This window comes from Plantactinospora sp. A48 (genome assembly GCF_055793945.1).
On record NZ_JBTIXF010000090.1, the window covers coordinates 1 to 19,962 of the forward strand.

The 19,962-nt window shown below is 71.2% G+C and carries 17 protein-coding genes, 2 tRNA genes and 1 other RNA gene; 13 read left to right on the forward strand and 7 right to left on the reverse strand.

Annotated features, from left to right (window positions below):
• Window positions 1-167 precede the first annotated feature (167 nt).
• A complete protein-coding gene (locus ACXN5W_RS28365) occupies window positions 168-1,733 on the forward strand; it encodes a DUF6114 domain-containing protein (RefSeq protein WP_473161450.1) in 1,566 nt (521 codons plus the stop codon).
• Between the two features lie 132 nt (window positions 1,734-1,865).
• On the opposite strand, the gene ACXN5W_RS28370 is transcribed toward ACXN5W_RS28365, so the two are convergent.
• Window positions 1,866-3,536 (reverse strand): DUF885 domain-containing protein, encoded by a 1,671-nt coding sequence (locus ACXN5W_RS28370; protein ID WP_473161451.1) that lies wholly within the window; start codon window positions 3,534-3,536, stop codon window positions 1,866-1,868.
• 138 nt (window positions 3,537-3,674) lie between these two features.
• On the opposite strand from ACXN5W_RS28370, the gene ACXN5W_RS28375 reads away from it, so the two are divergent.
• The gene (locus ACXN5W_RS28375; RefSeq protein ID WP_473161452.1) at window positions 3,675-4,703 is read left to right on the forward strand and encodes a DMT family transporter; all 1,029 of its coding nucleotides are present in this window, start codon (window positions 3,675-3,677) and stop codon (window positions 4,701-4,703) included.
• On the opposite strand, the gene ACXN5W_RS28380 is transcribed toward ACXN5W_RS28375, so the two are convergent.
• Together ACXN5W_RS28380 and ACXN5W_RS28385 are read right to left on the reverse strand one after the other, a co-directional pair.
• Complete coding sequence (locus ACXN5W_RS28380; RefSeq protein ID WP_473161453.1) at window positions 4,648-5,721, reverse strand: PHP domain-containing protein; 1,074 nt, start codon at window positions 5,719-5,721, stop codon at window positions 4,648-4,650. The two genes, ACXN5W_RS28375 and ACXN5W_RS28380, sit on opposite strands and share 56 nt — an antisense overlap.
• A gap of 19 nt (window positions 5,722-5,740) precedes the next feature.
• On the reverse strand, window positions 5,741-6,508 hold the full coding sequence (locus tag ACXN5W_RS28385; protein ID WP_473161454.1) for a M23 family metallopeptidase: 768 nt from the start codon (window positions 6,506-6,508) through the stop codon (window positions 5,741-5,743).
• Window positions 6,509-6,634: 126 nt separating this feature from the next.
• On the opposite strand from ACXN5W_RS28385, the gene ACXN5W_RS28390 reads away from it, so the two are divergent.
• The 4 genes from ACXN5W_RS28390 (at window position 6,635) to ACXN5W_RS28405 (ending at window position 8,643) form a co-directional block, all read left to right on the forward strand.
• A complete protein-coding gene (locus ACXN5W_RS28390; protein WP_473161455.1) occupies window positions 6,635-7,102 on the forward strand; it encodes a hypothetical protein in 468 nt (155 codons plus the stop codon).
• A gap of 82 nt (window positions 7,103-7,184) precedes the next feature.
• Complete coding sequence (locus ACXN5W_RS28395; RefSeq protein ID WP_473161456.1) at window positions 7,185-7,352, forward strand: hypothetical protein; 168 nt, start codon at window positions 7,185-7,187, stop codon at window positions 7,350-7,352.
• A gap of 203 nt (window positions 7,353-7,555) precedes the next feature.
• Entirely contained in the window at window positions 7,556-8,098 is a 543-nt protein-coding gene (locus ACXN5W_RS28400) for a tRNA adenosine deaminase-associated protein (RefSeq protein ID WP_473161457.1), read from the forward strand.
• Between the two features lie 38 nt (window positions 8,099-8,136).
• The gene (locus ACXN5W_RS28405; RefSeq protein ID WP_473161465.1) at window positions 8,137-8,643 is read left to right on the forward strand and encodes a nucleoside deaminase; all 507 of its coding nucleotides are present in this window, start codon (window positions 8,137-8,139) and stop codon (window positions 8,641-8,643) included.
• A gap of 171 nt (window positions 8,644-8,814) precedes the next feature.
• Here ACXN5W_RS28405 and deoD read toward each other — a convergent pair whose 3' ends face one another.
• Window positions 8,815-9,522 carry a purine-nucleoside phosphorylase gene (gene deoD, locus ACXN5W_RS28410; protein ID WP_473161458.1) on the reverse strand — a complete coding sequence of 236 codons (708 nt, stop codon included), beginning with the start codon at window positions 9,520-9,522 and terminating at the stop codon, window positions 8,815-8,817.
• A 75-nt stretch (window positions 9,523-9,597) separates the two neighbouring features.
• On the opposite strand from deoD, the gene ACXN5W_RS28415 reads away from it, so the two are divergent.
• Window positions 9,598-9,684: transfer RNA gene (locus ACXN5W_RS28415), tRNA-Ser, on the forward strand.
• 168 nt (window positions 9,685-9,852) lie between these two features.
• Here ACXN5W_RS28415 and ACXN5W_RS28420 read toward each other — a convergent pair.
• Window positions 9,853-10,050 carry a hypothetical protein gene (locus ACXN5W_RS28420; RefSeq protein ID WP_473161459.1) on the reverse strand — a complete coding sequence of 66 codons (198 nt, stop codon included), beginning with the start codon at window positions 10,048-10,050 and terminating at the stop codon, window positions 9,853-9,855.
• Between the two features lie 371 nt (window positions 10,051-10,421).
• Here ACXN5W_RS28420 and ACXN5W_RS28425 point away from each other — a divergent pair, with 371 nt between their 5' ends.
• A complete protein-coding gene (locus ACXN5W_RS28425) occupies window positions 10,422-12,077 on the forward strand; it encodes a hypothetical protein (protein WP_473161460.1) in 1,656 nt (551 codons plus the stop codon).
• 105 nt (window positions 12,078-12,182) lie between these two features.
• On the opposite strand, the gene ACXN5W_RS28430 is transcribed toward ACXN5W_RS28425, so the two are convergent.
• Entirely contained in the window at window positions 12,183-12,578 is a 396-nt protein-coding gene (locus ACXN5W_RS28430) for a hypothetical protein (protein ID WP_473161461.1), read from the reverse strand.
• 639 nt (window positions 12,579-13,217) lie between these two features.
• A tRNA-Ser gene (locus ACXN5W_RS28435) sits at window positions 13,218-13,305 on the reverse strand.
• Window positions 13,306-13,386: 81 nt separating this feature from the next.
• Between ACXN5W_RS28435 and ffs the strand changes: the two genes are divergently transcribed.
• The 5 genes from ffs (at window position 13,387) to ACXN5W_RS28460 (ending at window position 19,814) form a co-directional block, all read left to right on the forward strand.
• An RNA gene (ffs, locus tag ACXN5W_RS28440) (signal recognition particle sRNA small type) lies at window positions 13,387-13,477 on the forward strand.
• Window positions 13,478-13,717: 240 nt separating this feature from the next.
• A complete protein-coding gene (locus tag ACXN5W_RS28445; RefSeq protein WP_473161462.1) occupies window positions 13,718-16,624 on the forward strand; it encodes a DNA polymerase III subunit gamma and tau in 2,907 nt (968 codons plus the stop codon).
• Window positions 16,625-16,859: 235 nt separating this feature from the next.
• Window positions 16,860-17,168 carry a YbaB/EbfC family nucleoid-associated protein gene (locus ACXN5W_RS28450; protein ID WP_473161466.1) on the forward strand — a complete coding sequence of 103 codons (309 nt, stop codon included), beginning with the start codon at window positions 16,860-16,862 and terminating at the stop codon, window positions 17,166-17,168.
• Between the two features lie 8 nt (window positions 17,169-17,176).
• Window positions 17,177-17,770 carry a recombination mediator RecR gene (gene recR, locus ACXN5W_RS28455; protein WP_473161463.1) on the forward strand — a complete coding sequence of 198 codons (594 nt, stop codon included), beginning with the start codon at window positions 17,177-17,179 and terminating at the stop codon, window positions 17,768-17,770.
• Window positions 17,771-18,137: 367 nt separating this feature from the next.
• Window positions 18,138-19,814, forward strand: coding sequence for an ABC transporter substrate-binding protein (locus ACXN5W_RS28460; RefSeq protein ID WP_473161464.1), 1,677 nt, complete (start codon window positions 18,138-18,140; stop codon window positions 19,812-19,814).
• The last annotated feature ends 148 nt before the right edge of the window (window positions 19,815-19,962 follow it).

The window sequence follows — 19,962 nt, forward strand, 5'->3', positions numbered from 1 at the left end:
AGAAACTTTCAGCACGCAAGGAGGCTACGGGTTTGGTCTGGGGGAATCCAAAAAAAAAACCCAAGAGGGTAGACAAGGGGTGGGGTTTCGTGGTGGGGACCCCCACGGGAACACCCCGACACACCGCCGCAGACCGCCTGAGCCGAGCACCCCTGAGGAGTCCGTACGTGACCACCGTCGAGTCGCAGCACACCCAGCCGGGTGCGCTGACCCGTGGCTGGCGCGCGTTCCGCCGGTGGCGGCGGTCCCGGCCATTCTGGGGCGGGCTCTTCCTGCTGCTGTCCGGCGTGGAGATCTTCGCGAGCACCCAGGCGAGCCTTGCCGACATGAAGGTGCATACCGGGCCGACCGGCTACCTCTCCTGGCTGATCCCCACCATCCTGGCCTCCTGTGGACTGCTGCTGTGGTTCACCCCGCAGCAGCGGATGTTCTACGCCATCGTCGGCACGCTGACGGCGATCTACTCGCTGATCGCCGTGAACCTCGGCGGCTGGGGCCTCGGGATGTTGCTCGGCATGATCGGTGGCGCTCTCGGGTTCGCCTGGGCCCCGCGACCGGTCCCCGAGCCCGTCGACCCGGTACCCGCGCCTGACCTGCCGTTGGACGACGATCCGGGCATTGACGTCCTGGACACGGACACCCCGGGCGCGGCGGCCCCTGTCCTGGCCGACCCGGCCTCGACCGGTCCGGGCCAGGCGCCGGTCAGCGGCGGGGACCTGCTCAACGACACCCTGCCGCGACCCCGGAACCCGCTGCGTGAGCCGCCGGCCGGTCGTCATGCCGAGCCCGTCGAACCCACCGCACCCGAGGATCGCGGCCGGCCCGGTCCCGGCGGGCTGTTCGCGGCGCTCCTGGTGGCCGGCAGTCTCGTCACGACCGGGACGGTGCTCCTGCACCAGGCCGGACCGGCCGATGCCGCGCCATGCCGGACCAGCACGACGGCGCCACCGACACCGACGGGCCACCCGGGTTCACCGACCCCCACCCCCGACGGGAGTTCCACGGCGACCCCGGCACCGAGCCAGTCGGCCCAGAAATCAGGCAACATCCTGACCGGCATCGTGGACGGCATCGGTGACCTGCTCGGAATCGGTTCGGATCAGCAGGCCGATCCGGCTCCGCCAGCCACCGCCACGCCCAGCCCCGCGGCGCCGCCGGCCCCGGCGCCGGGCCAGACGCCCGGTGTCGGCGTCCCCGGGCGTCCCGCAGGGCCGGGAACGACACCCTGCCGGCGACCGGGCGCCCAGCCCAGTGGCTCGGCCAAGGGGCCGGTCGTGCTCACCGAAGCTGACCCCGACGCCCCGGTCGCGGCCAACAAACCGTCCCGGCTTACCGGCTCGAGCCTGAAGATGTCGAAGCTCAGGTACGAGGGCATCGTCCGGGACTTCATGACGGAGGACGGCCCGCAGCCGGTGCTCAAGTTCACGATGAGCGAGGCGGTCACCGACGATTTCGCGTTGCAGATCCAGGACGCCAAGCCGGCGCTGCGCTACGAGACGAAGCGACTCATCGCCTCCGGCGATGTCGTCTTCTACACCACCCGGTTCGTGGGCTGGCTCGGGCCGATCAAGCTCACCCTCACCCCCGAATCGCCGCTGCCGCCGGACGGGATCGCCCTCTCGCTGCCGATTCCGATCACCTTTACCAAGCCCGACGTGCAGCTTTCGCTCATCACCTGCGACATTCTCAAGGTTGACCCGAAGATCGGTCCGCTCACGGCTCGGCTGGCCTGATCGCGACGCCCCGACTGGCCGGGCCAGCCTGATCGCGACGGCCCGACTGGCCGGACCAGCCTGATCGCGACGGTCCACGAGTCGGCGCCGCGTCCCACCGCGCGGCACCGGCCCGTGGACCGTCGCGGCGCGTCAGAGCCGGGCGAGTGCGGCCCGGAACGGATCCAGACCGATCGAGCCCAGGTCGAGCGCCTGCCGGTGGAACTCCTTCAGGTCGAAGTCGGCACCACGTCGGGCCTTGACCTCGTCCCGCGCCTGGAGCCAGATCCGCTCGCCGACCTTGTACGACGGCGCCTGACCGGGCCAGCCCAGGTAGCGATTCAGCTCGTACCGCAGGTTCTCGTCCGGCACTCGGCAGTGCGCCCGCATGAACTCCCAGCCCAGCTCGGGTGTCCAGCGCTCGCCGGGATGGAAACCGAACGGGTTGTCCCGGGGAATCTCCAACTCCAGGTGCATGCCGATGTCCACGATCACCCGGGCAGCGCGGAAGGCCTGGCTGTCGAGCATCCCGAGCTTGTCACCCGGGTCTTCCAGGTAGCCCAGCTCGTCCATCAGACGCTCCGCGTAGAGCGCCCAGCCCTCGCCGTGCCCGGAGACCCAGCAGAGCAGCCGTTGCCAGCGGTTGAGCAGTTCCGCCCGGACGGCGGTCTGGGCGACCTGGAGATGGTGCCCCGGAACTCCCTCGTGGAAGACCGTGGTCACCTCACGCCAGGTGGAGAACTCCGTGATGCCCTGCGGCACCGCCCACCACATCCGGCCGGGACGGGAGAAGTCCTCGCTCGGGCCGGTGTAGTAGATCGCGCCGTCGCTGGTCGGCGCCAGGCAGCACTCGATCCGCCGGACCTGCTCCGGGATGTCGAAGTGGCTGCCGTGCAGTTCGGCGATCGACTTGTCCGCCAGTGCCTGCATCCAGTCGCGGAACGCCTCCTTGCCCTGGATCGTCCGCGCCGGGTCGGCGTCCAGCGCCGCCACGGCCTCGTCGATGCCCGCGCCGGTCCCGGCGATCCGCGCGGCCACCCCGCGCATCTCGCCCTCCAACCGGGCCAGCTCCGCGAAACCCCAGGCGTACGTCTCGTCCAGGTCCACCCGGGCGCCCAGGAAATACTGCGAGGCCAGCTCGTAGTGCTCTCGGCCAACCGCCTGCTTGTCCCGACCCCGTGGCGCCAGCTCCTCCCGCAGGAACTGGCCGAACCGGGCCGTCGCCGCGGTGGCGGCAGCCGCGCCGCGGCGCAGGTCGGCCTCGATCGCGCCGTCGGCGGCCAGCCGCTCCACCAGCCCGTGGAAGAAGTTGTCCGCCGCCGGGTCGATCCAGATGTCGCACTGCTTGGCCACCTCGAGCAGCTGCGCCCGGGAGCTGATGTGCCCGGCGTCGGCGGCCTCGCGCAGGGTGGTCTGGTAGTCCTCCAGCGCGGCGCCGAACTTGTTCAGCCGGGCGGCGATGTTGACCACCGCCGCCTCGCCCTCGGTCGGCATCAGGTCGAACACCGACCGCAGCTCGTGCAGGCCACTGGTGATCACGCTGACCTGGCTGGTGTCCACGGCCGCGTCGTGCAGCGCCAGTTCCAGTCCGAGCCGTTCACGCATGGACTCCTGCGCCACGCGCTCGTGCTCCGATTCCGGCTCGACGGCGTCCAGCGCCGTGAGCGTCTGCCGGACCAGATCGGCCCGTCCGGCGTAGCCCGCCGGTGACAAATCGTCGAGTTGGTCGTCATGGCCGTCGATGCCGACGTACGTGGCGCCGGTGGGGCTCAGCCGCGCCCAGTCGGTGACGTACCGGTTGGCGATGTCGTCGATTCTTCCCACGGGCCGACCCTACGCGAGGTGGTGACCGAACCGCCTGTTAGTTGTCGTCCCGCTGGCCGCCCTTCCGCTGGTGTGCCGCCGGACACACCAGCCGAAATCCGCGCGAGTTTGTCGGACCCATGGACCAGAGTGTCAGGGGTGAACGCCGCAATCGCTCCTTCCAAGGTCGACCTCCGTCGTTGGCTTCCCGGCTTCCTCGTACTGGCCGCTATCTGGGGTTGCAGCTTCCTGTTCATCAAGGTCGGGGTGCGGGAACTGCACCCGCTCTACGTGACCCTCGGCCGGGTCGCCACCGGTGCCCTGACCCTGCTGGTGGTGCTGGCCGTGCTCCGCGACCGGCTGCCCCGGGACCCGGGCCTGTGGCTGCACATGGTGGTGGTCGGCGGGGTCGGCGTGGCCATCCCGTTCACCCTCTTCGGCTACGGCGAACAGCGGGTCTCCTCGTCGCTGGCCGGAATCTGGAACGCCACCACGCCGCTCGTGGTGCTGCCGTTGGCCGTCCTCGTCTTCCGCACCGAGCGGATGACCGCCCGGCGGGCCACCGGGATGGTCCTGGGTTTCCTCGGCGTGCTCTTCGTGCTCGGCGTGTGGCAAGGGGTCGGCGGATCACACCTCACCGGCCAACTGATGTGTCTCGGCGCCGCGAGCTGCTACGGCCTGGCCATCCCGTACCAGAAGCGGTTTGTCGCGGGGCGGCCCGAGTCGGGCCTGGCGCTGGCCACGGCCCAGTTGCTGGTGGCGACCGTGCTGCTCGCGGTGGTCGCGCCGATCGCGGTGGGACCACCGCCGGCGCTCACCCGGCTGTCCCTGCCGGTGGTGGCCAGCGTGCTGGCGCTGGGCGCGTTGGGCACCGGGCTGGCCTTCGTGATCAACATGCGCAACATCCGGCTGGTCGGCGCCAGCACCGCCTCGATGGTCACCTATCTGATCCCGGTGTTCGCGGTGGCGATCGGCGTCCTCGCGCTGCACGAGCATCTCAGCTGGTACCAGCCGGTCGGGGCCGCATTCGTACTGGCCGGGGTCGCGGTGGCGCAGGAGCGGCGCCGGCCGGCCAGTGGGCCGGCCACCGCGGCCGCGCCGGTCGTGGCCGACCAGCTCGCCGCCTCGGACCTCACCGATCGTGCGAACGGGTCCAGTCCAGCAACTCCGCAGCGGGCAGCGTGTTGACCACCAGTTCCGGTCCGACACCGCACCGGGCCGCGCGCTCGCAGCCGAACCGCTGCCAGTCGAGCTGACCGGGCGCATGGGCGTCGGTGTTCACGGCGAACCGGCAGCCCGCCTCGACGGCGAGGCGGATCAGCCGCTTCGGTGGATCCTGACGTTCCGGCCGAGAGTTGATCTCAACGGCCTTGTCGTGCTCGGCGCAGGCCGCGAAGACGGCGTCCGCGTCGAACTCGCTCGGCTTACGGGTCCGGGCCCGGTGCCCCCGATCGCCGGGTCCGGTCACGCCCGGCGGTCGGGAGGCGACCATCCGGCCCGTGCAGTGGCCCAGGATGTCCAGGTGCGGGTTGGTGACCGCGGCCACCATCCGGCGGGTCATCCGGGCGCGGTCGTCGTTCAACCCGCTGTGTACGGAACCGACCACGACGTCGAGCCGGGCCAGCAGATCGTCGCGCTGGTCGAGCGATCCGTCGGCGAGGATGTCCACCTCGATCCCGGTGAGGATCCGGAACCCCGCCGGAAGCTGGTCGTTCACGGCGGCCACCAGGTCCAGTTGCCGGCGCAGCCGGTCCGCGGTGAGGCCCCGAGCCACCTTGAGCCGCGGCGAATGATCGGTCAGTACCAGGTACTCGTGACCCAGCTCGACCGCCGCCAGCGCCATCTCCTCGATCGGCGACCCACCGTCAGACCAGTCCGAGTGGGTGTGGCAGTCGCCCCGCAGCGCCTCGCGCAGCCGGGTCGCCGCCTCGTCCAGATCGATCCCCTCGGTCGCCTCCAGCCGGCGCAGATAGACCGGTTCCTCGCCCCGCAGCGACTCGGCCACGGTCCGGGCGGTGACCTCCCCGACCCCGGACAGCTCGGTCAGGGTGCCGGCCTCGGCCCGGGTCACCAGCTCGGCCTCGGTCAGCCCGGCGAGAGTCTTCGCGGCGGTACGGAAGGCGCGTACCCGGTAGGTCGCCTCGTTGGCCCGCTCCAGCAGGAAGGCGATCCGGCGCAGGTCGGCGAGCGCGTCCCGTGCGGTCATGTCAGTCACCGTAGCCCGGTCACGGCGCGGCCGGGCAGCCGTTCTTCCGCTTCCAGGAGGCCACCTCGGCGGCCGGGGAGCGGTTGACCCCCTTGTGCCAGGCGTCGAGATAGGACCACGGCCAGACCTCGCCCCGGCGGATCCACCAGTCAGCCGTCCGCCCGCACAGCGGTGAGATCCCGAAATGCAGATGGCAGACGTTGCTCGCGTTTCCGGTCCGGCCGACGGCGCCGAGCGACTGACCAGCGCGTACCCGGGTGCCGGCGGTAAGGCCGGCGGCCACCTTGGACAGGTGCGAGCCGTAGTACCGCACGCCGTCGTCACCGAGCAGCGACACCGACTTGCCGCCGTTGAACGGGCCCTGGGGACCGTCCTTGTCGAACTTGTCCACCAGGCTGATCTCAAGGACCGTTCCGGAGGTCACCGCCACCACCGGCGAACCGCAGGCGGCGAAGATGTCGGTCGCCCGGTAGTCGTGGTGGGTCCGGTGGTAGTCGACGTTCCCGGTCCGCACGGGGAACTCGTACCGCGCCGGCGCGGCGGGCGTGGCGACCGAGCCGGACGGCCGGGCCGAGCTGGTCGGGCGGGGTGTGCCGGACGGGGTGGGCGCCGGCGCGCTCCCCGATCCCGCGTCGCCGGTCTGCCACACCGCCGACGGCCCGGCACTCGCCGTCGAACCCGTCCGATCCGGCGCGCCGCACCCCGCAACGAGGCCGGCGACCACCAGCGTCGCCGCCGTACCCGCCAGCCGGCCGAACCGGCGACGGTCATCGCGTCCAGAAGGCATTGGGTCATCCTGGCAGAGTCGACGTCGGGCTGCCCGACCGACCGCTGTCAGCGCCGTCCTGGGCGTCCAGCACGCGCACCTGGGTAGGCTGCCGGGAGACGGACGATGTCAGCGAGGGAGTCGGCGATGGGTCAGCCATCCGGGCCGGGCGCGGTCGACCCGGCGTTCCGGTCGGTCACGCCGCCGACGTACCCGGGCGGTCCGTACCCCGGTGGTCCGTACCCGGGCAATCCGCCGCCGGTGGCGCCGCTCTCGCCGTCGGGGCTGTTCCCCTCCGGACCCGCGTCGAGCGAACCGGGCCGGCCGACCTACCGGGAACCCCATCGGGTACGCGGCGGCGCGCTCGCCGCCGCGGCGGCCGTGACGGTGGTCTGGCTGCTGGTTTTCGGGCTGCTGGGCCGCAGCCTGGCCGGCTACGTGTGGTGGACGGTGCTGGCCGGCGGTGCGGCCTGGCTGGTGGCGTTGCTGCTCACCCGCCAGGGCGACCGGGGCGTGGCCGCCGGGATCGCCATGGTCACCGCCGTCGGTTGGAGCGTGGCCACCGTCGCCGTCGCGGTGCGGTGGTTCGAGACCGGGGACTGGCCGCTCTGGTAGCCGTCGGTACGACGGCGATCACGCAAGGTACCAGCCCAAATCGGGCCTTGACGAACCCCGGATAAGTGGGCACGCTCCCGGAATGCCCTCGACTCAGCCACGGCTCGATCCCGAGCGGAGCCGTCGCCGACTGCAACTCCTCGCCGAGATCGCTGGCTCGAAGCGGGTCCAGGACCGTGAACGGCCGCGCCGCGCCCGGTACCAGCGATTGCAGGAGCTGATCGCGACGCGGCGCCGGCTCGCGGGTTGACCTGAACCGGCACACCCGCCCGTTCCACCAGCGGCGCACGGCCGCGCGACCGGGCCCGCCGGATCGGCGGTCGCGTCGGGGCGTTGCGTGGGAGCTTCTCAAGCCGACCGACTACCGTCACGGCTGACAACCCATCAGCACCGTCACGAGTGACGGCCTTTCGACGTTGTGCGGTTGATCGCCGCTGGAAATTTGGGGGGACCGTGTCGTACTTCGCCGCAGGTGTGGCGCGTGGCGAGACCGGGTGGACCGCAGCCGAAGTCGATCTGACCGGCGCCGCTGACCTCGACGAGGTGGCCGAGCGGCTGCGGGACGTGGACCCGGACGCCGAACTGTCGCTGCTGTTCGTGGAATCCGACGACACCTATCTGGCCGCGCTACGCCTCGACGACGGGGAGGACCTGCGGGTCTTCGGCTCGGACTCGGCATTCGCGGAGGAGTCCCGGATCGGGGCGCTACTGGTCGGCGACATCAAAGGGCCCGCCCTGGAGATCGACTCGGTCGCTGAGCCGGCCGAGGCGGACGACGAGGACGGGGAAGTCGCCGAAGACCAACCGGAGAAACCCGCCGCCGACCCGGACGCCGACCCGATAGGCGACGCCGACCTCCTCGCCGACCTCGGCATCCCGGCCAACCGACTGCTGACCCTGTGTGCCCGGGAAGGGATGCTGCCCGCCGACGTGGTGGCCGAGATCTGCCAGACGCTCGGCTGCGGCGACGAGGTGGAAGAACTACGCGAGGCGTGAGCTACCGCTCCGCGCGGCAGCACCGGCACGAGACCTGGATGCGGCGCGCGCTAGAGGTCGCGACCGGCCCGGTCGAACTCGCCAGCGCAGCCGGCACCGCCGGCCCGGCTGGCCTCGCTGACACCGCCGGTCCGGCCACGCCGGGTACGCGGGTCGATGCGATCGAGGACGTGCCGGTCGGCGCGGTGCTCTACGGGCCAGACGGAGCTGAGATCGCCACCGGCCGCAACGAGCGGGAGCGGAGCGGCGACCCGACGGCACACGCCGAGATCCTCGCGCTGCGCCGTGCCGCCGCCACCACCGGCGCCTGGCGGCTCGACGGCTGCACGCTCGTGGTGACCCTGGAACCCTGCACCATGTGCGCCGGTGCGTTGGTGCTGGCCCGGGTGTCGACGGTGGTCTTCGGCGCCTGGGAGCCGAAGACCGGCGCGGTGGGCTCGCTCTGGGACGTCGTCCGGGACCGTCGGCTCAACCACCGTCCCGAGGTGTACGGCGGTGTCCTGGAGGCCGAGTGCGCCGCACTGCTGCGCGCCTTCTTCCGCTGAGGTGTAAGGAAGGGCCCGCTGTTATCGCTTTTTGTATAGGAAGGGGCCCTTCCTAACGCCCCGCTTTCTGGCGTGCTGTCGGACCGGTCCCAGGGCCGGGCGGGTAGGCGTGGGCCGCTGCGGCTTTGGGCGGCCGTCGGCCGGGCACGGTGGTCTGGCGACCGTTGGCGGTCAGGCGACGATGGTGTCCAGCGCGATCTCGACCATCTGTCCGAAGGTCTGCTCCCGGTCCTGGGCGCTGGTCTTGGCGCCGGTCACGATGTGGTCGCTCACCGTCAGAATGGTCAGCGCCCGCGCCCGGTAGCGGGCGGCGATCGTGTAGAGAGCCGCGGACTCCATCTCCACGGCCAACACCCCGTACTGGGCGAGCCGTTCGTACAGGTCCGGCCGGTCGGTGTAGAAGGCGTCCGCCGCCAGGATCGGCCCGACCCGCATCGAGATGCCGCGCCGCTCGGCCACCTCGACCGAGGTACGCAGCAGCCCGAAGTCGGCCACCGGGGCGTAGTCGATCAGACCGTCGAAACGGAACCGGTTCATGTTCGAGTCGGTCGACGACCCGCTGGCGGCGATGACGTCCCGCAGCTGGAGCTCGTCGGTCAGGGCGCCGCAGGAGCCGACCCGGATCAGCGTCTTCACGCCGTACTCGTTGATCAGTTCGTGCGCGTAGATCGACGCCGACGGCATGCCCATGCCGGAGCCCTGCACCGACACCGCGACGCCGGACCAACGGCCGGTGAAGCCGTACATGCCGCGGACCTCGGAGTAGCAGGTCGCGTCCTCCAGGTAGGTCTCGGCGATCCACTTGGCCCGCAGGGGGTCACCCGGCATCAGGACCAGCTCGGCGATCTCGCCCGGCTTTGCGCCGATGTGCGTACTCATGGCAGCGATCCTGCCAGGTCGGCCCGGGGGATACCGGCTCGGCACCGCTTCCGGGCATCCGGTAGCCTACTCGGCGGTGGTGTGTCCGAGTGGCCTAAGGAGCACGCCTCGAAAGCGTGTGAGGGTTTACGCCCTCCGCGGGTTCAAATCCCGCCGCCACCGCTCAGGAAAGGCAGAACCGCCCGGTCGACCCCCGAGGGTCGACCGGGCGTTTGTCACACCTGGATCCCAGGTGCGCCGCTATGACGCTCGAACCGGTGTGGTGGCGTGTCGGATTCCCGTGCCCCCGGTTCCGTTTCTGCGACCAGTTGCTGGTGGACCGTCGGCCACCTACCAGTTGTCGGGCCGCTGGTCGGTCAGGCGGTCCAGCACCGTGTAGGCCGCGACGGCGATGAGCATCGGGTTGACCGTCGCCGGCACCCGCCACGCCAGTATGCCGAGTAGGGCGGCCACGGCGAGGAGGACCAGGACTCGGAGCGAGACATCGGGTTCGGGACGCGGCGCTCCGGTCGGCTGACGTAACCTCATCGGTGGAGATCCTTTCTGGTGGGAGATCCAGAGACGGCACCCGTTGCTGCGGGTGCCGTCGCGCTATCCAGCCGTGGTTCCCTGGCGCGCGACGGTCGGCGTCCCTGGATCCGCAAATGCACGTGCATCTGCACGTGCATTTGATAGTAGGGCACCGCTGGTCATGATGCCGTGAGGTGAAAGCCGTCGTGGTGTCGTGGACGGAAATGTCAATCAGAAGCTCATCCGTCCGGCCGTCCACCGGCGCCGGCCCGGCGCTGGCCATCCGGGTCGGCGGTACGGCCCGATCGGCGTCGAGCGTACGCCGGCACGGGGTTATGGCCATTGATCTATCCACCTAGAATCGGCGGCTGCGGAGAGCGGGGGTTCACATGCGACGGTCGGTTGCCGGTGGGTCGGTTCTGACGGTGTTGGCGGGGGCGGTGTTGCTGGGGTTGGCGTGGAGCGCCCCGGCGGAGGCGGCGTCCGACGAGTTCCGGACCATCACCCGGGACGGGGTGATCCTCCAGTACCAGCGCGTGGCGAAGACCGTCACTCCGGTACACGGCACCGGAGCCACCCGGTCCGATTTCGACGGTGACGGGATCGACGACATCGCAGCGTCCGGCGACCAGAACAGCACGGACCTGCCGTACTACCCGACGGGTGTGGTGGCGGTGCGCTACTCGTCCGCCCCGCAGACGGACTATTTTCTGGGCGTCCTGCCACCGGTCGACGGTGGCTGCGGCTGCTTCGGCGTCGCTCTGGCGGCCGGCGACTTCAACGGTGACGGGTACGACGACCTGGTGATCGGTGACTCCGACGAGGTCGACCCGTCGAACGGGGCCCACGCCGGCGGTGTCTGGGTCATCCCGGGCAGCGGCACCGGTCTCGTGGTCGACTCGGCGACCCACTTCAACCAGAGTTCGCCGGGCGTCGTCGGGGTGCCGGAGACCAGCGACGAGTTCGGGTCGGCACTCGCGGCCGGCGACATCAACGGGGACGGGCGCGACGATCTGGCCATCGGCGCGTTCAACGAGGCGGTCGGGAACACCGCGGGGGCCGGCACGGTGGTCGTGCTCTTCGGCGGTGTTGCTGGCCTGACCGGCACCGGGGCCCAGTATTTCGACCAGAATTCGGACCCCGTGCCCGGAGCTGCGGAGTCCGGTGACCACTTCGGCGTGTCGCTGACGATCGGAAAGGTCAACAGCGACCGGTACGCCGACCTCGTCATTGGCGCCCCGCAGGAGAACGATGGCCAGTCCTGGGAGGGAACCGGCTCGATCACCCTGATGTGGGGCTCGGCGAGTGGGGTGGGGTCGGTCGGCAACACCACGGCCAGCGGTGGCGGGATCTACTGGGCGACCGGCTCGGAGAACACCGTCGCCTGGTACCTCGGTGCGTCACTGGCCGTTGGCGACGTGAACGGTGACGGACTCGGCGAGGTGATCGCCGGGGCACCGGGAGCGCAGGGACCAGCAATCAACGTCGGCCTCATCGCGGTCTTCACCGGCCGTACCGGAGGGCTGTCCAGCGGCGCCGTACGGGTGATCAACCAGGCCACGGCCGGGGTGCCGGGGACGCCCGAGCAGGACGATCAGTTCGGCGCGGCCCTGGCCGCCGGTGACGTGACCGGCGACGGCAAGGCGGACGTACTGGTCGGCGTGCCCGGCGAGGCGCTCGGTTCGACGACCGAGGCCGGCCTCATCACGCTGCTCAAGGGCTCCTCGTCCGGACTGACCGGGGACGGCTCGCAATCGTTCGACGAGAGCCATTCCGTCGTGCCGGGGACGCCGGAGCGCGGTGACCAGTTCGGTGCCTCCGTCGCGATACTCAACTACAACGGGACCGGCCCGCTGGACGCGGTCGTCGCGGCCACCGGGGAAGAGGTCGGTGGCGACACCTCCGGTTACGCCTCCGGGATGATGACCCCGTTCTACGGTTCCAGCGGCGGCCTCGTACCGCAGTCGGCCAACTGGAGTGGCCTGGACCTGCGTACCAATCGCTTCTGGCCGCAGGGCTACGGCCGGCGGATCGCCGTGCCGTAGCGCGGCGGCCGGATCCACGGCTGAGGTTCACGCCGGCGTCGACCATCGCCTCGGCGGGGTGCGGCGCCGGCTTGGTTCCGGGCGGGCCCGACGTGGGCCACCGCATCAGCAGGTGCCGAAGCCGTGTTCGAACATGTCCTGGGCGTACTCGGCGTAGCCCACCACCGTCTTGCGGACGGTCCGGCCGTCGTGCAGGAACAGGTAGGCCCGGTCACCCTCGCGGACCAGCAGCCCGTCCAGCCGGTACGTCCCGGCCGGTGCGGTCAGCGACCGGGCGTTCGGGTACGCGGCCCGGACCCGCGTCACGGGCGTACCGGCGCGGACCCCCTCGGGCGTGCTGGTCCGGTCGGCCGCCCAGAGCAGCACCAGCCGGTCATCGGCGAAGACCGGGTCCGCCGTCGGCTCGCCGGCCAGTCGCGGTCCGCACGGCTCGGTCGCCTCCGCGAGTACGCCCCGGCGGGACAGCTCCTGTTCCGTGGTGCCGAACGCGATGTCCGGCAACCCGGCCAGACTGACGACACCGCTACTCGTCGCCGGTCCACCGCCGCCCCTGGTTGGTGAGCCGCCTGTGGCTGGTGAGCCCGCCCTGGTCGGTGAACCCGGCCTGGTCGGTGAGCCGGTGGCGCCCGGTGAACCGCCCGCGACTGGTGAACCTACGGTGGTTGGCCCGCTGCCGGACAGGACGGCAGCGGAGATCATCATGGCAATGGTAGCCACTTTGCGCAATTTCATGTGTTTTCCCCCGGGTGCCCAACGTCTCGGCTCGCGGAAGGTTGCGTATTTCGGCGCGTCATGGGCGAATTGCCGGATAAGCCGTTCTCCGGGTTGCCTACGGACCGGCAGTTGTCCACGGTCGACAGGCGCGATCCATTGTGGTCCGTCCGACCGGCCGCTCGTCCATCGGCTCGGATTCGCCTCGGATTCGCCTCGGATTCGCCTCGGATCCGGTCAGGGGGCACGTTCGGCGGCGTTGGGCCGCCGGCGCAAGGTCAACTCATTGCCGGGGATACAGGGGTGTCCAATCGGCTTGGATCGCCCTATGTCGCCGATATTGAGCTGATCCAGCGGGAGGTCCGGGCCGAGTGGCCGCAGAGACGCGGAGGGGCCGGTCCCGGGTGGGGCCGGCCCTCGCGATCTGGCTGGCGGAGGATACGAGATTCGAACTCGTGAGGGTGTAAACCCAACACGCTTTCCAAGCGTGCGCCCTAGGCCTCTAGGCGAATCCTCCGTCGGACAGAATACAGGTCCGGCCGGGCGGCAGCACCACGCCTCCTGCGAAGATCGACTTCGGATGTGGTTAGACTGTCCGTACCCCCCGTGCGGCGCGCATCCCGTGAACCTCCCCAGGGCCGGAAGGCAGCAAGGATAAGCGGGCTCTGGCGGGTGCACGGGGGGCCTTTCTGTCTCCGGCCCCGGCCTGACGGGCCGGCCGGCCACCAGGCGTACCGCGCCCGACCGCCAGGCGTACCGCGCCCAGCCACCGGGTGCACCACGCCCGGTCACCGGGACACAACCACCCGGTCAACCGGGACGGAACCACCCGGCAGCGGATGAAGTGGATATCGCTTCGGTACGGCGCGGCGCAGGGTGGTCACCCGGGCCGGGGCGGCGCAGAATGGCTCGGTCGAGAGGAGGCGGCAGTGGCGCTGGCGCTCTACCGCAAGTACCGACCGCGTACGTTCGCCGAGGTCATCGGTCAGGAGCACGTCACCGAGCCGTTGTCCGTGGCGTTGCGCAGCGGTCGGCTGCACCACGCCTATCTTTTCTCCGGCCCGCGCGGCTGTGGCAAGACCTCCAGCGCCCGCATCCTGGCCCGCTCGCTCAACTGCGTACATGGTCCGACCCCAGAGCCGTGCGGGGTGTGCGAGTCGTGCAGGTCACTGGCGAACGACGGGGCCGGCTCGATCGACGTGATCGAGATCGACGCGGCCAGCCACGGCGGCGTGGACGACGCCCGCGAGCTGCGCGAGCGTGCCTTCTTCGCGCCGGCCAGCAGCCGATTCAAGATCTACGTGATCGACGAGGCGCACATGGTCTCGTCGGCCGGCTTCAACGCGCTGCTCAAGCTGGTCGAGGAGCCACCGGACTACGTCAAGTTCATCTTCGCGACCACCGAGCCGGAGAAGGTGCTCGGGACGATCAAGTCCCGGACCCACCACTACCCGTTCCGGCTGATTCCGCCGGCGGTGCTGCGGCCGTACCTCGAACAACTCTGCTCGGCCGAGGGCGCGGTCGTCGATCCGGCGGTCTTCCCGCTGGTGGTCCGGGCCGGTGGCGGCAGCGTCCGGGACACGCTGTCGGTGCTCGACCAGTTGATCGCGGGCGCCGGCCCGGAGGGTGTCACCTACCACCGGGCGGTCGCGCTGCTCGGCGTGACCGACTCCGCGCTGCTCGACGAGATGTGCGACGCGCTGGCCGCCGGTGACGGCGCGGCCGCGTACGCCACGATCGACCGGGTCGCCGAGGCCGGCCATGACGCACGGCGGTTCGCGGCCGATCTGCTGGAGCGGCTACGGGACCTGATCGTGCTGCAACAGGTACCGGACGCGGCGGCGAAGGGCCTGATCGACGGCCCCGCCGACCAGTTGGAGCGGATGGCCGCACAGGCCCAGCGACTCGGCCCGGCGACCCTGTCCAGGTGTGCCGACATCGTCCACAACGGCCTGGTCGAGATGCGCGGCACCACCGCGCCCCGGCTGCTGCTGGAGCTGATCTGCGCCCGGATGCTGCTGCCGGGCGCCGACGATTCGACCGGCGGACTGTTGCAGCGGCTGGAGCGGATGGAGCGCCGGCTCACCCTGGCCGGACCGGCCGCGGCGCCCGTCGCCACCGGTCCGGTGCCCGTCGCCGCCGGCGGTTCGTCGGCCCCGGCGCCGGCCGCCGTCGGCCCGTCGTCGACCCCGGTCGAGGCCGCGCCGGAACCGGTGCCCGTCGAGCGCCGCCGGGTCGCGCCGGGTCCGTCCGTACCCGGGACTGCCGACACCGACCAGACCCCGCCGGCTGCCGATCCGGTACGCGCCGCGGCGGACGTACCGCCGGCCGACCCGGAGCCCACGGTGGCCCGCCGGCCGGTGCCGCCGGCCGCGGTGATGCCGGACCCGGTGACCCCGGACCCGATCGTGGAGCCGGCGGCTCCCGGTGAGCTGGACGCGGCGGCGGTACGTCGGGTCTGGGGCGACATCGTGACGATGGTGAACCGCAGCAACAAGCGGATCGCGGCGCTGGTCCGGGACGCGACGGTGCGCGACCTGGACGGCGACACGCTGGTGCTCACCTTCCGCTACCCGGTACACGCCCAGATGGTCGCGGGGCAGGCGGAGGTGCTGGTCGACGCGCTCTACCAGGAGTTGGGCGGCCGTTGGCAGGTGCGCTGCGAGGTGGCCGGAGACCAGCGGCCGGCGCCGGCGGGTGGCCGGGCATCGTCGTCCCCCGGTGGACCGCGACCGGAACCCAACGGGGCCGCCCGACCCGCACGCCCGGAGTCGAACGGTGGCACGGCGGCCCGCCCGGAGCACAACGGTGGCGCGATGACCGGTGGTGCGGTGACCGGTGGCGCGGCGGCACGCTCCGAACCAGCCAACGGGCGGGGGCCGGCCGGGACGGCGCGCCCACGTTCGAGTGGTGAGCGGTCGGGTCCGGCGGAGCCGAGTGGCGCTGCCGAGGAGGACGACTGGCCGACGCCGGCCCGCCCCGGTGGTGACGCTGCCGACCCGGACATGTCCGGAGCCGGATGGCCGACGCCGGCCCAGCCGGGCGGGGGCGCCGGCTCCGCCGACGCGGCCGAGGGTGACTGGCCGACACCGGCCCGACCGGGCGGCGCGGACGCTGATCCAACCGAACCCTCTCCCGGCCCGATGTCCGCCGGGCAGCCGGCTTCCGGGCAGTCGTCGCTGGGACAGTCACCCACCGGGCCGGCCTCGCCGGCTCCGCCGGCCAACGTCCCGGCTCCATCGACCGCCGGGATCGGGCCGACCGCCGGGATCGGGCCGGCCGCCGGGACGGGACTGGCCGCCGGGACCGGGCCGGCTGCCGGGGCCGGTGGTGGGGCTGTGCCGGGCGGCGGAACCGGTGGCGCGACGGCGCCGGGCAGGACGGTCGCCTCGGGCGGTACGCCCGCGGCGCGTACCGGCGGGGGCATCGCCGCGGCTCGGGCGGCGGCCCGGCCCACGGGCGCGCCCGGTGTGTCGCGCGACGGCGGGCGACCGGCTGTTGCTGGAGCGGTCGCGGGCGCTGGCCGGTCCGGGGCCCGACCGGCGGGTGGCGGGCTCGCGGCGGCTCGCGCGGCGGCGGCCGGGCGTGGGGCGCGGCCAGCGGCGGCCCCGAGCGCGGTCGCCGACCAGGAGTGGGCCGGTGAGCCACCGTACGACCCGGACTACGACGGGCCGTCCCGGGCCGCCGCGGGCTATGTCGGGTTCGATCCGGGCGATGAGCCGTTGGACGAGGTGGTCGACGAGCAGACCGCCCGACAGACCAGCGAGCAGCAGGCGGTCCAGTTGCTGCAACAGACGTTCCGCGCCGAGCGGATCGGTGAGGTCGACGCCCGCTGAGCGGGCCTAGCACACCGCGCCCGCTGAGCGGGCCTAGCACACCGCGCCCGCTGACCGGGCCGAGCACACCGCGCCCGCTGAGCGGATCGGTGAGGTCGACGCCCGCTGAGTGGGCCCGGCACACCGCGCGGTCCCGGGCTGGGCCGTCCCGGTCGGTCCCGCCCGTTAGGCTGGTCGGCGGCCGAGCGACCCCCGCGAGAAGGAGCCCGACGTGCGCCCCGGTGGACAGCCGAACATGCAGCAGATGTTGAAGCAGGCCCAGAAGATGCAGCAGCAGATCGCCGCCGCGCAGGCCGAACTGGCCGAGGCCGAACTGACCGGCACGGCCGGGGGCGGGCTGGTGACCGTGACGATGGCCGGCACCGGTGAGGTCAAGTCCATCAAGATCGACCCGAAGGCGGTCGACCCGGAGGACGTCGAGACCCTGGAGGACCTGGTCATCGCCGCGGTACACAACGCCACCGAGGCGGTCCGGGAATTGACCGAGCGGAAGATGGGCCCGGTCACCGGCGGCATGGGCGGCCTCGGCCTGCCCGGTTTCTGAGTCACCCGGTGTACGAGGGCGCGATCCAGGACCTGATCGACGAGCTGGGCCGGCTGCCGGGTGTCGGCCCGAAGAGCGCGCAGCGGATCGCCTTCCACATCCTGTCGGCGGACCCGGCTGACGTGACCCGGTTGGCCACGGCGTTGCGCAAGGTCAAGGAGTTGGTGCGGTTCTGCACCACCTGCTTCAACGTCTCCGAGGCCGACCAGTGTCGGATCTGCCGCGACCCGCGTCGTACCAACGAGGTGTTGTGCGTGGTCGAGGAGCCGAAGGATGTGGTGGCGGTCGAGCGGACCGGTGAGTTCCGGGGCCGCTACCACGTGCTCGGCGGGGCCATCAATCCGCTGGAGGGCATCGGCCCGGACAACCTGCGGATCCGCGAGTTGCTGGTCCGGCTCGGCACCGGTGAGGTCAAGGAACTGATCCTGGCCACCGACCCGAACACCGAGGGCGAGGCGACGGCGACCTACCTGGCGCTGATGGTCAAGCCGATGGGCATCGCCGTGACCCGGCTGGCCAGCGGGCTGCCGGTCGGCGGCGACCTGGAGTACGCCGACGAGATCACCCTCGGCCGGGCCTTCGAGGGCCGCCGGGCGGTCTGACCCACCAGGTCTGCTGATCCGTCGGTCGGCTCTGATCCGTCGGGGCGGGTCTGATCCGTCGGGGCGGGTCTGATCCGGCTGGCGGGTCTGATCCGCCCGGCGCGGCGGTCCCTCCGTGGGTCTCCGGCAGCCTCTCGACGCGCGTTGCCGGTGTGACACCTGAGGTCAGTGAGGGACCGATTGCCGTTATACCTTCGTTACTCTACCTAACGGACATTAACCCCGTCCTGGGCCAAAGATCATCGCTAGATGTCGGCTTGGTAGAGATTCGCCGAGCGCAGTTCCGTTCTTGCCGCGCAGGCCGCTACGGTGCCGCTCACGGACCAAGCCAGAGCTGGCGATGGTCATGCGCAGGATGAGGTGAGAAATGCAGGCGAGTAGGCTCAGGGCGGCTGTCGCCGTCGCGGCCGTTGCCGTGCTGGCAGCCGGGGCCGCCGGTTGCGCGAAGAGTGAGCGGAACAGCGGGGACGGCTCCGCCAAGTCCGGCGGGACGTTCATCTTCGCCGGTGCGGGAGATCCGAAGAACTTCGACCCGATCTTCAACGACGATGGCGAGTCGTTCCGCCCCATCCGGCAGATGTACGAGACCCTGATCACCACCAAGCCGGGCACCGCGGACCTGGAGGGTGCGCTCGCCGAGAGCTGGGAGCACGACCAGTCCGGCAAGGTCTGGACCTTCAAGCTCCGCAAGGGCGTCAAGTTCCACGACGGTACGGCCTTCAACGCGGCGGCGGTCTGCTTCAACTTCGACCGCTGGTACAACATGAAGGGCGCCGCTGCCCAGAGCAACATGATCTACTACAGCGACGTCTTCGGCGGATTCGCGAAGAACGAGGTCGAGGGCCTGGGCAAGCCGGTCTACAACAAGTGTGAGGCCAAGGACGACAGCACCGCCGTTCTCACGCTCAACCAGTACAAGGGCGCCTTCCCGGGTGCCTTCGCGCTCACCTCGCTCTCCATCGTCAGCCCCGACGCGGTGCAGAAGTACGACGCCAACACGGTGAAGCAGAACGGCGACTCCTTCGCGTACAGCGCGTTCGCCACCGACCACCCGGTCGGCACCGGTCCGTTCTCCTTCGGTGGCTGGGACAAGGCCAAGAACGAGATCACCCTGACCCGCAACCCCGACTACTGGGGTGAGAAGGCCAAGGTGGACAAGGTGATCATCAAGATCATCAAGGACGAGAGCACCCGTAAGCAGGAACTGCGCGCGGGCACCGTGCAGGGCATCGACTTCCCCGCCCCGGCCGACAGCAAGGCGCTGGCCGACGAGGGCTTCCAGGTGCTGCCGCGACCGGCGTTCAACGTCCTCTACCTGGGCATCAACCAGAAGAACCCGAAGCTGAAGGACCTGCGGGTCCGCCAGGCGATCGCATACGCGCTCAACCGGCAGCAGCTCGTGCAGACCAAGGCCCCCAGCGGTGCCAAGGTGGCCGACGAGTTCATGCCGGACACCGTGCTCGGCTACGCCCCGGACGTGCAGAAGTACGACTACAACCCCGAAAAGGCCAGGCAGCTGCTGGCCGCGGCGGGCGCCACCAACCTGACGCTGAAGTTCTACTACCCGCCGGACGTCACCCGGCCGTACATGCCGAACCCGCAGGAGATCTTCACCGTTCTCGCGAACGACCTGCAGGCCGTCGGCATCAAGGTCCAGGGTGTGCCCCGGCCGTGGAACGGCGGCTTCAAGGACGACGTGCAGACGTTCGGCAAGCAGGACCTGCACATCCTGGGCTGGACCGGCGACTACAACGACCCGGGCAACTTCGTGGGCACCTTCTTCGGCCGCGGCAAGGTCGAGTTCGGTGACCAGTCGATGACCGACATGTTCGCGGCCATCAGCGCCGCCGACGGCCAGGTCGACGAGAACGCGAAGAAGGCCGCCTGGGAGCAGGTCAACCGGGACATCGCCAGCAAGTGGCTGCCGGCCGTGCCGATCTGGCACGCCCCGCCGTCGATCGTGCTCGCCAAGGGCGTGTCGGGCGTGACGCCCAGCCCGCTCACCGACGAGCGGTTCGTGGGTGTGACGATCTCCAACGGCTGACGCCGACGCGCTCAGCAACACGACGGCGGGGGGGGGGGGGGGGGGGGGGGGGGGGGGGGGGGGGGGGGGAGGGGGGGGTGGGGGGAGGGGTGCGGGGGCGTGCATCACTCCGGACTCATCGCGCGCGCGCAGCCGGGCGATGTGCAAA